Below are 16176 nucleotides of genomic sequence, written 5' to 3' on the forward strand. Positions count from 1 at the left end.
TCGCCTATGACCGAAAGAGAAGTAAAAAAAACGCAGGAAAGCTTGCAGGATCGCCTGGCTCAGGTCGTCGATCTGCTGCAGCGCCAGCGTATTGTTGAAGACCTGACCCACCGTCAGGAAGGTCAACATCAGGACCGCGTAGAAAACCTGGTTCACCGGCAGAACCTCGTCGAGTTGCAACGCAAGCTCGAAGACCTTCACTCTGCCGACGTCGCTTATATCCTTGAAGCCTTGCCCCTGGAAGACCGTCTGACCGTCTGGCAGCTGGTCAAGGCCGATCGCGATGGCGATATTCTTCTCGAAGTATCCGATTCCGTTCGTGAAACCCTGATCGCCGACATGGACGATCATGAGTTGCTCGCGGCGGCACGGGACATGGACGCCGACGAACTGGCCGACCTTGCTCCCGAGTTGCCCCGCGACGTCGTTCACGAGCTCATGGAAACACTGGATTCACAGCAGCGTGAGCGCGTGCGGTCGGCCCTGTCTTATGACGAGGATCAGGTCGGTGCGCTGATGGACTTCGAGATGGTGACGATCCGTGAGGATGTCAGCCTTGAAGTCGTGCTGCGCTACCTGCGCAGGCTCAAGGAGCTGCCCGGTCACACCGACAAACTGTTCGTAGTCGATTCCGAGGGCGTGCTCAAGGGCGTGCTGCCGATCAAGCGTCTGCTGGTCAATGATCCGGAGAAGCAGGTTGGCGAAGTCATGGCCAACGATCCGGTCAGCTTTCACCCGGAAGACGATGCCTACGATGCGGCACAGGCGTTCGAGCGTTACGACCTTATCTCCACGCCGGTCGTGGACAAGAACGGCAAGCTCATCGGCCGTCTGACGATCGATGAAATGGTCGACCTGATCCGTGAGGAAAGCGAAAGCGAAGTCCTCAACATGGCGGGTCTGCGTGAAGAAGAAGACATCTTCGCGTCAGTATGGCGTTCTCTACGCAACCGCTGGGCCTGGCTGGCAGTCAACCTGGTAACCGCGTTTCTGGCCTCGCGTGTAATCGGCCTGTTCGAAGGCTCCATCGAGAAGCTGGTGGCGCTCGCTGCGCTGATGCCTATCGTGGCCGGTATCGGTGGCAACTCCGGTAATCAGACCATCACCATGATCGTGCGCGCGATGGCGCTGGACCAGGTCAATACCGGTAATACGGCGCGATTGCTGCGCAAGGAGCTGGCTGTTGGCCTGATCAACGGCCTGATATGGGGGGGGGTGATCGGCGTGGTCGCCTACTTGCTGTATGACAGCTGGTCGCTGGGTGTGGTCATGACCGCAGCCATGACGCTCAACCTGTTGCTGGCAGCGCTGATGGGCGTTTCCATTCCCATGGCGCTTTCCCGTCTGGGAAGAGATCCCGCGATGGGGGCAAGCGTCATGATTACGGCGATGACCGACAGCGGCGGCTTCTTCATCTTTCTCGGACTGGCGACGATCTTTCTGCTCTAAGCCTCGCGACTGCTACAGTCGTTTGAAATAAAGAAACCGCCATGATCAGGCGGTTTTTTTATGCTTCGGCCAAGTCTTCATGTCGCTGCGTAACGCAATAAGCCGACGACTAATAAAGAAAAAGACTACAAAAAGGCTACAACGAAAAAGGCCAGCTTTCGCTGGCCTTTGTCTGTTACGTCAAGTCTCAGGACTCTTCGGAAGCGAGTTCCGTGTCATGAGCAATCAGCGAAACAAGGGCGTTCTGTTGACGATGTGAAAGCTGACGAAAGCGCTGCAGCAGCTCGCGTTCGTGCAAGGACAGCTCAGGACTATCGAGGCGCAGGCTTGGTTCATCACCAAGAGCGCCTTCCTGAATCAGGCTTTGTTCGAGACGAGCGATGATTTCCGAGTTCATGCTGCGGTGATGATTCTTGGCTACCTCTTGCACGCGATTACGCATGCCGTCTGGTAGGCGAACGACGAACTTGTCAGCCGTGCGGCTGGAATAAGTAGCCTGTTTCATAGGGCTCATATATTTAACCGGTTAGTTCAGGGGAAGCGGTTCTAGCAAGTGGCCGCAAGATTGTCACAGTCAGACAATCATTTTGGCCAAATGTTCAACCGGGGTTCCAAGGGGCCGACATCATGCCGTATTACGTCGAATCCTTGGCGTCAATTCTGTGACAAATATTGACTCAGGTAGCGGCGTATTGCCAGCACCAATTATCAGAAATGCGAGCGAATTTGCAAAGTCATCGCATTTGTCCCCGGATAAAAGGGCACGCCACTGGCCTTTTTAGCTGTCATGGCCATTTGACTCTGAGTATGCGTCTAAATTCAGCGTGACCGAGGTTAGCCGACAAAGGGTTGGCTGCGGTGCAGGAAGGTTCTTTCGGAGGAGGGGAGATTCTGGATGCGAACGGTCAGACGACCGGGCAAATTGATGCAGGTAGCTTCGCTGTCAGCGAAGCACCGGGTCGAACTTGAAGCGACGACCGACGAACAACGCAACCACGAAGAGACTGGCGAACACACCGGCGGCGATATTTGCAGCGATACTCATGGCTTGTGCATTAACAGGAAGCAAAAGGTCGGCGACGACAGCCATGATCGCCAGGACCAGAAATGACAACGCGGATTTTGACATGGCTACTCTCTCTTGAAAGGGTCGTTGCGGGCGTTATCAGAAAACCCAGCGCTGTTCGGCGCGTGGAAACTGAAGTGACTCATCATCGTCATTGGCCAGCATCGCTGCGCTTGCAACGCGTTCAGTCATGATTGCCAGCTTTGGCGCCTGACTGATCTGGTGGTGGACAGGAGCAGGCGTGATGGCCTGAGCATCCTTGATACCAGAATCCTGGAAATGAAATGCAACCAGAGCCACCAGAGCTGCCGCGTTCAACGCTGAGAGAGTCTTGTTCATTTTCCAGTACCTGTGCCCGACCGTTTGGGATGAGATGTGTTCCACAGATATCAATAATGCAGTCTGCATGCCAATCAGAAAATGACAAAAATCCCTTATAAATCAATGGCTTATTAAAATAAAAAAAGTGCTCTACAGTGCGTTTTGCAATGATGGCTTTTTGGGGTATTGCAAATTGCATGATCGGTTTATGTGACCGTGTTTCCAGGCGACATCGGCTACAGGGTCGAAGGGCAATGACGACATGACAAAAGCGCCACATGCCGCTAAGATGCACGCCGTCCTCGCTGGCACCGATCGGTGTGTCGGCACGCAGTGTCTCAGTAGCTCAATTGGATAGAGCATCCCCCTCCTAAGGGGAAGGTTGGCAGTTCGAACCTGCCCTGGGACACCATATTTATGGGCTCTTCAGCTGAATCTGAGTTGCCCCATCCAAGCCCATGGGTGCATGGCGGGTGCAGCAGCGGGCCTTTCAGGGCTCCTTTGCTGTTGTCTATGAAGCGATTTTGCCCCAGTCCGCCGGAATTCATTGACCTACCCAGACACTCCGCGAATGAAGTCTTTGCGCGGAATCTCAGGTGCTGCATATAGGTCAGTCAAAATCAGCAATCTGGGTCAAAATCGTATCAGTGCCGACAGCTACTGATTTCATGCCCGAAATACGCCCGAGTTATCCTTGGGGCATTCAAAAATATGCTCGACTGGCTGGTGAGTTTTGAAAGCTTCCTGGGCATGCCGGTGGCGCGGTCCAACGCCTCAGTAAGAGCATCCGATGCGCAGCGCGCATTGCGATTGGTTCTGGAAACGATGTGGGTCGCTTCCGCTCAGTGTTAACGCCCAGAATTGACCGCCAAGAGAAGGTAGCTACATTGCACTGTGCAATGAATCGACTCGCTTTCCGCCTCTCCAGCGCATTGAATCTCGGCCGTCCATAGATGGATTCTGAGTAGCGGATCCACCAGATCGTCCAACGATTCGCGAATATAGCCAAAGGCAACACGCTGTATCGGCTATGAACTCGAACGCTTTGGCTGACAGAAGAGGTGCCGACCTGACGCTGCACAAAAAAAGAAAATCCTTCATTAGAGAATTATGCGGAACCAATCGGCACCTCGATGGGTCTAAGCGCCGCTAGAAGATTTTCAGTGGTTTGCTGACAAATAAAAATCGCATGAGCTTCTGACGTATCTTAGCAATTCGGGTGCCCGAGTTAATAAGAATGAGTAAACTAGCCAGTTTCAGATATTTGATTTCAAGGGATGAATTTTTAGATGAAAGATCTACGCATAGCGAACTGGTTACTCAGCCTCCCAGAAGAGTTCCAACTCAGCGAGAAGGAAGTAGATAACCATTTCGAGAGAGAAGATGGTCGAATCGAAGTTTTTTTAAAATCAATAAAAACGGTTTCACCTAGCACATCCAAAGAAAATGCCGAGAATATTCAAGCAACTCATGCTAGTAGTTTCTTAGAATTGTCTGGCTATAGATGGAATATATCAAAAAAAGCAGTCGCACAGGGGGAGCAATTTATCTCAACTCTAGAGCTTTGCGACCCAGACAAAAAATATTTTGTTGTATCTATAGTTGTAAGCCAGCTAGACGAAGCAATTCAAGTTACAGTCCATGACTATCTGTACGATGATGGTCGCGATGAGGCTAGAGCCATCTGCAATAGAATAGCTAAATCAATTAAGCGGGTTGTCTAGAAAAATATGAGATCGATAAATTTGACTGCAATGCCGTCTGTCTACATATCTTGAACGTAGCGTCATATAAAGTTCGATTATATGTAATAAGCTCTTAAAGCAATAACCGCTTGAAGGCAAGACTGCGCACTGCGCCGAATCCTAAACTTCGGTCTGATTCGAGGAAGTATTTCAAAATAGTGCAATCAATTATCTATTACGTAATCTTTTTTTTGAAATTTCATTATGCTAAAAATTAATGCGATTCACTCTGAAATTCAGCGCGAACAGACTTTAAAAAAGCAACGTAACTCTATAAGTGAAAGCAGTTATGAAAAAAGCGAGTGGTTTCACTATTTTCGAGTTGCTAGTAAGTATTAGCTTGTTTGCAATATTATCAATTACGCTAGTTTCAGCGATTCCAAGGCTAAAGGCTTATCGCGAAAAAAATAACACCAGTGAAGAGGTTGTAAAAGCTCTTTATCTTGCCAAACAAAAAGCGAGAAGCACCGGACTGCCTACGGGTATAGAGTTTTATGTAATAGATCGATGCTACAAAACGGCAGCTGGTAATATAAATTGCTTGCCTAATGACATACCTTGGAAGGTGACGAGTACAACCGGCGAGCTGAATAATGAGCAACAGATAATTTTCTACGAAAATGGTTCTTCAACTGGAGGAGAGATTGTAGTTGGTGACGGCTCGAGTAGAACAAAAATAACCATTAGCTGGTTGACAGGCCAGATAACTTTTACCAAGTCATGAAAAGTCATCAGCGCGGGTTCATGCTGCTAGATGTAATCGCTGCGATATTTATAACTGCACTTAGTGTAACTATAATCGCAGGATCGATGTCTATGCTTTTGAAGCGATTTGCAATCAGTGCCTCAAATACCAAAATAGCATTGGTATCCGTGTCTATTCTAGAAAAGTCGGAAAAATCTAAAAAACTAAGCAGCCGAGGAGAAGAAGGCGGCGTAGCGTGGCACAGTGAAAAAAAATGTGGCAACTTTGGTGGGAAAAACCACATCTGCAAGCTCACACTATTTCTCAAAAGCGGCAGTGTGGAGCACGTCGTAATAACGTACACAGATTAGTAAATCAAAAAAGCAATCCATGGAGGTAATATGAAAGAAAGAACTGCCACTCTAAAAGGTTATTTAAAAAGACCCCACACGAAGAAAGTCGCAATATTGCTAGCCTTATCACTTTCGATCGTGAGTAGCGTTAATATAACTCACGCCTTTGGAAGTAGAGCGCCAGGGAACAATGCTGACATATCTTTAGATTTACCAGAAACAGTGAATAATGTCGAAAAGCCTTCTTGGGTCGATAGCGTTGACCCCAAAACAGGCAATCTTATAATCACACAAAAAGATTTCTCGATACCAGGCCAAGGTATGGAAATCGAAGTGTGGCGTACTTATAATATGTTAAGTAGCTCGGCAGCGCTAGGAGCAACTCAAAATGGCTCCTATCGATGGGCTGATCTGGGCGCTGGTTGGAGCTTGGACGCTGCTCCGAAAATAACTGTAAAAAACCAGTATTCAACAGTCGCGGGTGTCAATGGTGGAGGTTATTACTCCTACTCAAGAAACAATCTTCTTGAATTGTGCTCGGGTGTCGCAACGCACGATGAACTATCGACTAATGTTAAGCATAGATCAGGCAACTCTCTTGTAGTCTTAGAGTTGCCTGAAGGCGGCAGGGAATCTTTCTACAGCTTCGGTAACCATAAAGCACTTACTAAGAGCAACTGGAAGCTTGAATGCATCAGCGACGAAGTAAAAGTTACTTCTCCTAAAGGCGTGGTTTATGCCTACGGAAATATAGCGTCACGGAAGATTGGTGTAACCTATAATAATTATCCTGATAGTTATAATGAAGTAACTGAAGAGGCGCCTCCAACTCAAAGCGAGACTTATATGCTCGCCACATCAGCTACTGACTTATATGGAAATTTACTAACATTCAGTTATCAAACATTTGGAACTCCCATAGCATTATGGCCTATGCCAGGAAATTCGACAGGGCCAGGTGTAATATTTGGACCAACTGTAGGACAGTACGATGAAGGTTTTTACGACCTAGAAAAAAGTGTCACTCTACTACAGCGTATCAGTTCGAATGATGGTCGGTTTGTGGAGTTTTCAAGGGATCCTTCCACAGGCAAGCTTTTGAAAGCAACCGCTAACAGCGGACGCAGTATAGATTATGCCTATCTGCCTCACGACATATCAAACACCAGGAACCTCTCGAAGGTAGCGTATAACACGGGTGAGACTTGGGAATATAGATATGCACCTGGGCAGTATCTCGATGCCGAAAATCTTATTCCTCTCACAGATGAAAATATAACAGCACGAAAACTTGTAGGTCTTACGTATCCAACTGGGGGAACCGTAAACTACACTTTCACTTACCAAGCCGACAGCGCTAGAGTAAATTTAGATAAATTATCATGGCCTCTTTTTGAGTCGTCAGAAAAAGTGGCTTCACGAACTCTTTCTACCGGAGAAAGCTGGCGCTATTCTTATACTAGGGGGACAGGCACTAACTATGACATCACATCCATCGAAGGACCAGAAGGCACAACAACTTATAAATACATAGGGAATTCTTATAATCTTACAACAGAACTCCCCGGGGGCTACAATGAAACTGTATGGATGAAAGGGCTCCTTATGGAAAAAACAGATCCCTTGGGAAACAATGAAATCTATAGTTGGACACCAAGGGTTCTAACTGCCGGTAGAGACTTTGCAGTCGGGCTCGGCTACGCGATGGACTCACAAGTCTGGGCGGCTGATTTAGCCGAAAAAAGAATAGTTTTTAATGGTTTAACACATCTGACAACTTATACTGGCTATGACCAATTTGGCAATGCAGCTAAAAAGGTCGAGCAGGGTCCGACTGGCTTAACGCGAGAAACGAACTATTCATTCTTGAACGACCAGCAAACATGGGTACTGGGTAAAGAAATCCAGCAGCAAACCGGCGAGCATCAAGTACTAACAGAATATGATGGAAAAGGAGCAATTTCGAGTTTAAACACCGATGGTGTTATTATAAAGTTTACTTATGACGCTGGAGGAAACCTTGCCACTAAAACAACGCCAAGAGAGTTTATATATTCCTACAGTGACTATAAACTGGGGATTGCTCGCAGTGAGACTCAACCTGAGGGAGTTCAGATTTCTCGCGCAGTAGATGATGCAGGAAATATAACATCAGAAACTAATGGGAATGGCGAAACCACGGTCTATACATATGATCTTATGGGACGGATCACTTCAGAAACTAAACCTATAGGTAACGTAAGAACTGTCGCATATTCTCCTAACGGTCGGATTGCTCAGCGAGGGGACTTAGTAGAGGCAGTTGACTACAGTCCGTTCGGCCAGACAGCTGCTATTACGCTTGGCGGTATACAAACTTCTTACCGATATGATGGGTATGGACGAAAAGTATTTGAATCTGATCCGGGAAGTGAGTCCGGCACTACCTACGCATATGATGCAGCAGGACGCCTTGCTCAAAAAAGCTTTGCAGATTCCAGTACAGAGTTGTATGGATACGCTGGGAATGTAAAAAATATTACCGACGGGCGCGGAAATGTAACCGCTTACGAATATTACTCATATGGCGACCCTTCGGAGCAGTACCTTACAAGAGTTGTACCTCCCCTTGCGGCCTCAATCACAACGATTACCCGTAATGCCATGGATTTAGTCACTGCGATAAACCAAGGTGACTTTACTCGTCGCTATTCATACACTCCAAATTTTTACCTAGCTTCAACGGAAGGGCCCGAAACCGGGTTGATCAGCTACATAAGGGACCTTGAAGGCAATTTGACATCAAAGAAATTTGGTAATATTACCAGTACTTTTACTTACGATGGCTTGAGTCGTGTAACGTCCGTCGCTTACTCTAGCGGTGAAGAAGCCGTAAGCTATGTTTATGATAAGACAAGCCGGCTTATTTCTGCGATTAAAAAAGATGGCGATCGTTACATGAGCTACGACTTAAACGGAAACTTAAATAGCGAAACGCTCGTAACAAGCGGCTTAACGATGAGGGCTGATTATACATATAACAACAACGACCAATTGACAAGTATAAAATATCCTATCACCGGAACTATAGTTAACTACAGTCTTGACTCGTTAGGTCGCCCAGTATCGATCACCGGCTTCTTAAATTCCGTGAGCTACTGGCCATCGGGCCTTCCAAAAGACATAATTTATGCTAATGGAGTGCAGTCAAGTTATAGTCAAAACTCACGACTTTGGCCTAGTTCATTTAAAGTTGAGAACCCCTCAAAAGCTGAAGTCATGCTTGACTCAACCTACACCTACGACGTCACGGGGAACCTGATCAATATAAGTGATGCAATAGACGAAACATTAAATCGTGTCATGACTTATGATAGTATTAATCGGCTGGTTGAGATAGGCGGCTACGCCCAGGGTGGCTCTATACAATACGACGGTACAGGCAATATCCTAAGCCAGACATATGGTAGCCAGACACTTAGCTATACTTATGATATTAAAAATAGACTTTCTCGTTTGAGCGGATCAAGCACTCTGCTACTCAAATACGACTCGATGGGCAACTTGGTGTCAGATGGGAATAACACTTATAATTATAATGCAACACCAAACTTAGCATGTATTAATTGCGATTCCGCTCTGGCCGTCAAATACAGGTATGATGGCCTCAACTACAGACGACTTAGCGTTCGCTCGGGCGAACAGACCTATGAGATGTATGATTCTTTAGGTCGCTTGTTAGTGTCTTCAATTAAGGGTAAGCCGGCGGTAACTACCGAATACGTCTATTTAGGCGACAAGCGTATTGCTCAAAAGGTGAATAACTAATGAAGTGTTCACTTAGGAGTATGACTATGAATAATCTGAAAAGAGCTTTCATAATCAGCGTATCTTTGTTGTGTAATATTGTGACGATTGCTAGCGCGGAAACGGTTACGTACTTCCACAACGACATATCTGGTTCGCCCATCGTCGCAAGCGACGCAAGCGGAACGTTAAGGTGGCGAGAAAGCTACCAACCTTATGGTGAGAAGCTACTTGGGGGAGATCCGGACTATCCTTCGGAAACGAGTAATACAGGTACGGCCCAGATTAATAAAATAGGGTTTCATGGCAAGCCATTCGATGACTCAACCGGCCTATCTTATATTGGTGCTAGATACTATAACCCTATTGTGGGTCGGTTTGTATCGGTAGATCCCGAAGACGTTGTCATCGAAAATATTCACAGTTTCAACCGCTATGCATACGCAAATAACAACCCTTACAAGTACGTGGACCCAGATGGCCATAGCCCGCTTGATGTAGCGTTCTTAATCTTCGATCTTGGCAAACTGGCAATGGCCGTTGCGTCAGGTAGCGGCATAGCCGCGGCGGGAGCGGATGTTGCTATCAGTGCTGTTGGTGTGATCAGTCCGGTACCATTTGCGGGACAAGCTCTGAAAGCAGCTAGAGGCGTGGAACGAGGTGCTGAAGCCGCCTCTGGCGCTAGTAAAGCCGCCAAGACCTTAGAGGCTAACAAAATTGCGGGGCACGAAGCTGAGGCGGCTACACGGACTAAGTTGGCCGCGCAAGGGCAAGAGGTTACCGAGCAGGTGACATTTCTCGTCAATGGGGGTAAAAACCGCACAAGAATCGATTTTGTTGCTAGAAAAGACGGAAAAGTCAGCGTCGTCGAAACTAAGTCTGGCTCAGCCGTACTGAGCAAAGGTCAGAAAGCATTTCAGCAGGCAGTAGAAAATGGTCAGACGGTGGTGCCTGTCGGTAAAAATGCTGAGGCGGCTGGGTTTCAGGTAGGAGTACCTGTCAAAATTGAATCATTTTCTGTTGATCGCATTGTCACTGGCCGAGGAACCCAATGAAAACAGTATCAAGAAAAAGCGTGGAACAAAAACTCTCTGAAACGCTAAAAACAATGGATTTCGCCTTTTCAGGCGGTACAGCAGTCTATGAAATTGATGAAGAATTCTTAGGTTGGATAGGCTTTAACATTGGTAATCACCCAGATTTCATTCGCTTGAACGTGAGCGTCGGAATTCACTGTATACCAGTGATGGAAGCCTTCGCCCGTGGCCTAGGAATCAAATACCGAAAAGGAAAATCTGCAACTTATAGAGAAAACTTAAGCTCGATTACTACAGGTCAGCATGACTATATCGTCTCTAACGAGAACAACCTAACAGATGAAGTAGATAGGCTGGCGCGAGTGCTAGTTCTTGACGCCAAACCATTTGTAGAGCGCCTAGCCAACTTTCAGGCTCTGGAAAATAAAGTATTTCCCTTGATTGGTCAGCATGGTGGCAACCCTGAACTCTATGCCTTGATTTTATTAAAGTCAGGCAAGCTGACTCAGTTCGAAGAGTTCGCCAAAAACTGGCTTAGCGAATGCAAGGGCGATCAGGCACATGAGTGGAAAAAATTTATCAGCACAGTTAAAAGTGTCTGATTAAATAAAATGAGCCCTGAAAGTCAGGGCTCATTCAAGGAGTTATGATGTATAAGTCGAAAGGCTTTAGTTTGATAGAGACACTTTCCTTCATTACGTTGGCTGTGATTTTCTTGCTACTCATGTTTACTTTTGTCGTATTTTGCAAAAGTGTGTCAAGCAATATAGAAGTTTACTCCCGGTACTTGCAAGCAATGAGAATTACTGATGAGCTTTTTAGAAAAAGCTTAAGCCGAGCTATTCCTTTTAGTTCTGCTTGTTTTAATCATAGTTATTTTGTTGGGGGACATAGCAGGATTGCTTTCGTCGGCCCTATAGATATTGCTGGTCATCGGAACACTTATTGCCAAATCTGGGTTTTTGACGAAAACAAGAAGCGAATTTTAGTTTCATTGCTAAACCCTAAAAATGGACAGGAAGTGTCTCCTAATCAAGAAGTTCTTTCTAGCGTTAAAAGCTTGAGTATTCGTTATTGCACCATTTCAGACTCCGCTCAGATCAAACAGTGCAGCGATTCTTGGAATAAAATCGGGAAACTTCCACGCGTTATTATGATAAAGCTGGATGTTCAAGGCTCGTTAAGGTTTCCAGATATAGAAATTGAAGTAGAGAGCAGTAATGCATTCAACAACTAAAGGGTCAGCCCTCATTCTCTGTTTACTTGTTGTAGCTATATGCAGTTCTATCATGCTTTGGGCCATATCCATTGTGATTGTCGAGTCTAGACAAGCACAGCTAGCCATTGATCGCAGCACTGCTTATGCTGCGGCTCGCGGCGGAGTCATCTTTACCCTTAATCTTTTGAGTTCAGAAGCTAAGGCAAGAGGAAGTTATTTTCCTCTGTCTTTGAGCGTAGGCGAGGCTCAACTTAAAGTCATTGCACGTAGCGAAAGAGGTAAGCTTGATGTAAATTACGGAAACTTATCTTATATAAATAGGCTGTTAGTGAGGTCTAATGTTAATAACAATCGCGCCACGGAAATAGTTGAGTTGCTCAAGAAGCGTCGAGCACAGTCAAATATTTTTTTATCCACAGCAGAATTTCAGCTTTATGCAGATCTAGATGGTAGGGTTTTTAAAAAAATTTCACCATACATAACTGTATGGGCTGGGCCGGGAACTATTGACTTCGGAGCGTCGGCGCCAGAATTGCTATCAGCGCTCGGTTTCCGAGCAGTAAAAAGCTTTCCTAAACTAGGCTCGATATTTACATTGGAGGTTTATGTTAATCTGAAGAATGGCTTCAATTATCAATTAACTCAAACTATACGTCTTCAGAACCTTGATCACATAGGGCGAGCTAACGTGATACGTTCCGAGGACTCATGGTTTTACCACACACCTTAATGAGCAAAACTTTTTAAATTTAGATATTCTCAAGATTTCTCAGCTCTAGGAGCTAGCTTCCAAGAGCTGTTAGCGTTTGTAAGATTTCAACGTCAGCAATACGTGGTTCAACATAGCACCATCTTCTTTTGCTTTTTTAATGAGTTATATTATTGGGTTTCAATAACTTGCGGTGCTGCTGTTGGGAGTTTAGGTGAATTAATAACGTCACATAAAACCGAGTTGTGACAATGTTTGTCGCATGGTTTGCGTTATCAGCATATGGTGTGGGTCGCTATTTTAAGTAGATGGTTTTGCTCATTTGCGCTAGATAGATAGTCCTCTATGGTTTAAAATCTTGCTTTGGCCAATTTTTATGAGGTTGCTGCCATTGTTTTTCTCGAAATCTAACATAAATTCATCCTTTTATTGAATTATCTCTATAGTTGATTGGTTTAAAGTTGTGAGTTAATGCCTTCGGATTATAGATCGAACGCAGCGGCTGCGTAGATAACTAAACAACACCGACCTACTAGTTTGCTGATTCGGCGGGGATAGGCACTGATGCTTATCTGGCAGCTATTAAAGCTATCGACGAATTCTTGAATGTCTGATCGGTAGCTATGGTGCAAGAACAAAGGATTATAATAAGGCACTAATGCTGCTAAGCAGAAAGGGCAAGAACGTTGCTTGCTACCACTTGAGTAATTGCTTGGACTTGACCACCTATTTGCATTCGCCTTGACCATTCGTTTGCGCCGGACGTGACTAGTATACTGTCGCTAATATAGCATTGGCCCAGCTGCCGAAATTTTGTTGACCCGAATTTCTACTTCGTAAATTGTTAGTAGGTCTGAATTCAGGCTGAATGCTTATTCGGCAGCGCCAAGTCGGTAGTATGATCAACTCTGCCTCAGCAATAAAAGTTCCTGAACTCTCAGTTTCAACCTTGCGATGTCGGCTCGGGTCTTATTTCCCTCAAGCATTGAGGTGCAAATCGGCACGGGGAGGGATACTTGCGTATCCTTTAGTAGCGCACTTGGGGTGCGCTATTGGTATCTGTTAAAAAATCCATAGGAATCGATATTATAAGTGGCTAATTCGATCGATTCTAAGCTAGTGACCACAGATAATGGTTCGAACCCCGCCTGTGACACCACACAAACAAGCATCACTGACTCTCCTCCGCCGCCGCATCCTTCCCAGCCCCCTCATTAATCAACACCATGCTTTGCGGCGCAGACAGCGCAACACCCAATTCCCTCAGACGTCCCAGAACGGTAAACAACAGATCACTCCGTGCGCCACCCACCGAGCGTGGGCTGTTCACGTAGCCGCTGGCGCTGATGATCAAACCGGTATTGGTCAGGTCCTTGAAGGTGACTGAAGGCGCTGGCGCATCGAGTATGGCTTCATGCTCGGTGAAGGCCTGCAACAGCAGTTCGCGTATTTGCAGGACGTCTGTTTCCAGGGGCAGCGTAAGGGTGATTCCGACCACGCCCAGCGCATTGCCCATGGTGACGTTACGCACGTTCTGCGTGATGAACTGCGAGTTCGGCACGATCACTGTCGAGCGGTCGCCCATCTGGATTTCGGTCGCGCGGACGTTGATCCGGCGAATATCGCCTTCGACCCCCGCCAGGCTCACCCAGTCGCCGACTTTGACCGGACGCTCGGTCAGCAGAATCAGGCCGGAGATGAAGTTCTGCACAATGGCTTGCAGGCCGAAACCTATCCCCACCGACAGCGCACTGACCACCCAGGTCAGATTGGTGAGGCTGATGTTGAGTGTGGACATCACCACGGCCACCACCAGCACAAAGCCGATGTATCCGATCAGGGTCACCAGCGAAGCCTGCATGCCCGCGTCCATGTTGGTTTCGGGCAGCAGGCGTTCTCCAAACCATTCCTTGAGTACACGCACACTCAGCAGGCCGACGACCAGGCAGACCAATGCCACCAGAATGTCGCTGGGGACAATGTTCAGGTTGCCCATGGATTTGGACGTGACATCCAGCTGAGTAAAGCTGGCGAGCAGGTCGCCCGGGCTCGATCCTGAGGGCAGGAACGCCAGCAGGACAGCGGTTAGCAGCAGTAAGGTGCGGCCTATTCCGGCCAGTACGGTACTTGCCTGCGCCTGATGGCGAGTGGACAAGCCCAGCGCTGAGCCCAGCGCCAGGCCGCCAGGTTGTTTGGGCGACAGGAGGGTTTCGCAGATGTCACCGAAGCAGGCGATCAGCAGATACGCAGTGGACGCCACTACGCTGACCCAGAGCAGTTTCACTGCCAGAAAGTAAGCCAGCGTCAGGTAGCCGCTCAACAACGCCAGCAAACTCAGGCCGACCCACACCGCAACGATAAACGGAATCAGCCCGGCGAAGCCCGCTGGGCGCTCCAGTTCAAAGCGGCGGCGGGTACGGCGGTAGCGCAACAGGGCGTAGAAGAACACCAGCGAAACCGCCAGTGCCGTCAGGCCATTGACCGCAACGGTCAGTGCTAGGCTGCTGGCAATCACACTGTTGATTCGCTCCTGCGTGCCGATGACCATCAGTGCCAGCGCCAGGGCAGGGGGGAAGCGGCCCAGTGCGGTGGCGATCTGGTCAGGAATTTGCGGCAGGCGCCACGAGGCATGTGCCAGCATCAACAGCGCGCGGCCCAGACCGACGATGAAGGCGCAGAAGGTAATCAGCGTCTGCACCTGATCGAGCAGATTGACTACGTCATTGCTGAGCACCGCGTTGTGGACGATTCCCCAGCGCAGCAAGGAAGTGGCAATGGTGATGGTGAGAATGGTCGACAGCCCGACAGCCAGGGCCAGCGCACTGCGGCGCAGGCGGCCTTCGGGCAGCCAGCGAATCATCGCCCAGATCAGCAGGCGCTCCAGCAGCCGCCGGACAACCACCCAGATGAACAACGCGCCCAGCACCACGCTGATGAATTGCACACGGTTGTCCGGTGCCATCGCGTTGTTGAGCACCTGGCGCACATCCACCAGAAGCCTGTTCAGGCGTCCCAGGTCGTCATCGGTCGGGCGAATCAGCGTGGACCAGAATGCCGAACTGAGCGGGCTCGCCGTGCGCGTGCTGATCTGTGAATCGAAGAGGCTGCGGCGCAGGTTGAATATCTGCGTAGCCAGATCCCGGGCTGACTGGCTTAGCTCATTGGTCTGCCGTTCATCATTGACCAGCGCGTTTTTCTGCGCCGTCAACGTCTTGCGCTGACTGGTCAGGCTTTGCGCTTCGTCTGGTTGCACCGGCCCGAGAATGTTGAGCTGATCATTCAGGTGTTCGATGTCGACAGCTTGCTGCGCAACCAGATTGTCGGCTTGTTTCTGAACCTGCAAAGCCGCCTGGCGCAGGCTTGAAAGCAGGTCGTCGTTGGCGCTGACCGTCACTTTCTGACGGATCTGATCGAGCTGTTGGTTCAGATCATCCAGGCTTGGGACAACCACGGCAGGCGCTGCGCTGCTGGCACTATCGGCCTGGGGCGCGGGGGCATTCTGGGCCAGGGCCGGCAAGGTCACGCACAGCAAGAGCAAGGCGAGCAACCCGGTACGAAAACGGTTCAGCGAAGCGTGCTGCATTCTTTTTCCTTCTTTCTCTGCGCGATGCGGCCTGGCAAGGCCTGTGGTTCGAGCCTGGGTCTTGTACGTTTTTGAGCAGCATTCACTGGCCGCCCGAGATCGGCGCACAGGATATCAAGGCGCTCACGTTTGAGCGCTGTCAATGCGGGCCAACCCATGCCTGAAGGCTGCATTTTCAGCAGAATCCTGCCCGGTTGCCAGGCTTGCTGATCAGCCGAGCCAA

Annotated in this window: 12 protein-coding genes and 1 tRNA gene; 9 read left to right on the forward strand and 4 right to left on the reverse strand. The window is 48.4% G+C overall.

The features are described from left to right. Nucleotides 1-6 precede the first annotated feature (6 nt). Complete coding sequence (mgtE, locus tag GE543_RS12135) at nucleotides 7-1449, forward strand: magnesium transporter (protein WP_003412626.1); 1443 nt, start codon at nucleotides 7-9, stop codon at nucleotides 1447-1449. A 187-nt stretch (nucleotides 1450-1636) separates the two neighbouring features. On the opposite strand, the gene GE543_RS12140 is transcribed toward mgtE, so the two are convergent. The 3 genes from GE543_RS12140 to GE543_RS12150 all read right to left on the reverse strand — a co-directional run bounded on the left by GE543_RS12140 (nucleotide 1637) and on the right by GE543_RS12150 (nucleotide 2854). Then, entirely contained in the window at nucleotides 1637-1963 is a 327-nt protein-coding gene (locus GE543_RS12140; RefSeq protein ID WP_002554423.1) for an Arc family DNA-binding protein, read from the reverse strand. A gap of 429 nt (nucleotides 1964-2392) precedes the next feature. Continuing rightward, nucleotides 2393-2578: a PA3371 family protein gene (locus GE543_RS12145; protein ID WP_003369912.1), complete on the reverse strand. Its 186-nt coding sequence runs from the start codon at nucleotides 2576-2578 to the stop codon at nucleotides 2393-2395. 36 nt (nucleotides 2579-2614) lie between these two features. Beyond that, nucleotides 2615-2854, reverse strand: coding sequence for a hypothetical protein (locus GE543_RS12150; RefSeq protein ID WP_010434882.1), 240 nt, complete (start codon nucleotides 2852-2854; stop codon nucleotides 2615-2617). 317 nt (nucleotides 2855-3171) lie between these two features. Here GE543_RS12150 and GE543_RS12155 point away from each other — a divergent pair. From GE543_RS12155 to GE543_RS12190, 8 genes are all read left to right on the forward strand, one after another. Next, a tRNA-Arg gene (locus GE543_RS12155) sits at nucleotides 3172-3248 on the forward strand. 877 nt (nucleotides 3249-4125) lie between these two features. After that, a complete protein-coding gene (locus GE543_RS12160; protein ID WP_122255142.1) occupies nucleotides 4126-4560 on the forward strand; it encodes a hypothetical protein in 435 nt (144 codons plus the stop codon). A 310-nt stretch (nucleotides 4561-4870) separates the two neighbouring features. Next, on the forward strand, nucleotides 4871-5305 hold the full coding sequence (locus tag GE543_RS12165; RefSeq protein WP_153221519.1) for a type II secretion system protein: 435 nt from the start codon (nucleotides 4871-4873) through the stop codon (nucleotides 5303-5305). Between the two features lie 362 nt (nucleotides 5306-5667). Then, entirely contained in the window at nucleotides 5668-9426 is a 3759-nt protein-coding gene (locus tag GE543_RS12170) for a DUF6531 domain-containing protein (RefSeq protein WP_153221520.1), read from the forward strand. A gap of 26 nt (nucleotides 9427-9452) precedes the next feature. Then, nucleotides 9453-10460 carry an RHS repeat domain-containing protein gene (locus GE543_RS12175; RefSeq protein ID WP_122255145.1) on the forward strand — a complete coding sequence of 336 codons (1008 nt, stop codon included), beginning with the start codon at nucleotides 9453-9455 and terminating at the stop codon, nucleotides 10458-10460. Then, nucleotides 10457-11044 carry a hypothetical protein gene (locus GE543_RS12180; protein ID WP_153221521.1) on the forward strand — a complete coding sequence of 196 codons (588 nt, stop codon included), beginning with the start codon at nucleotides 10457-10459 and terminating at the stop codon, nucleotides 11042-11044. The genes GE543_RS12175 and GE543_RS12180 overlap by 4 nt, the downstream gene beginning before the upstream one ends. A 47-nt stretch (nucleotides 11045-11091) precedes the next feature. After that, complete coding sequence (locus GE543_RS12185) at nucleotides 11092-11679, forward strand: hypothetical protein (protein WP_122255147.1); 588 nt, start codon at nucleotides 11092-11094, stop codon at nucleotides 11677-11679. Between the two features lie 52 nt (nucleotides 11680-11731). Beyond that, nucleotides 11732-12391 (forward strand): general secretion pathway protein GspK, encoded by a 660-nt coding sequence (locus GE543_RS12190; protein WP_147462645.1) that lies wholly within the window; start codon nucleotides 11732-11734, stop codon nucleotides 12389-12391. A gap of 1150 nt (nucleotides 12392-13541) precedes the next feature. On the opposite strand, the gene GE543_RS12195 is transcribed toward GE543_RS12190, so the two are convergent. After that, the gene (locus GE543_RS12195; protein WP_153221522.1) at nucleotides 13542-15953 is read right to left on the reverse strand and encodes a DUF3772 domain-containing protein; all 2412 of its coding nucleotides are present in this window, start codon (nucleotides 15951-15953) and stop codon (nucleotides 13542-13544) included. Nucleotides 15954-16176 lie beyond the last annotated feature (223 nt).

The organism is Pseudomonas sp. SZ57, from assembly GCF_009495975.1.
Taxonomy (GTDB): Bacteria; Pseudomonadota; Gammaproteobacteria; order Pseudomonadales; family Pseudomonadaceae; genus Aquipseudomonas; species Aquipseudomonas syringae.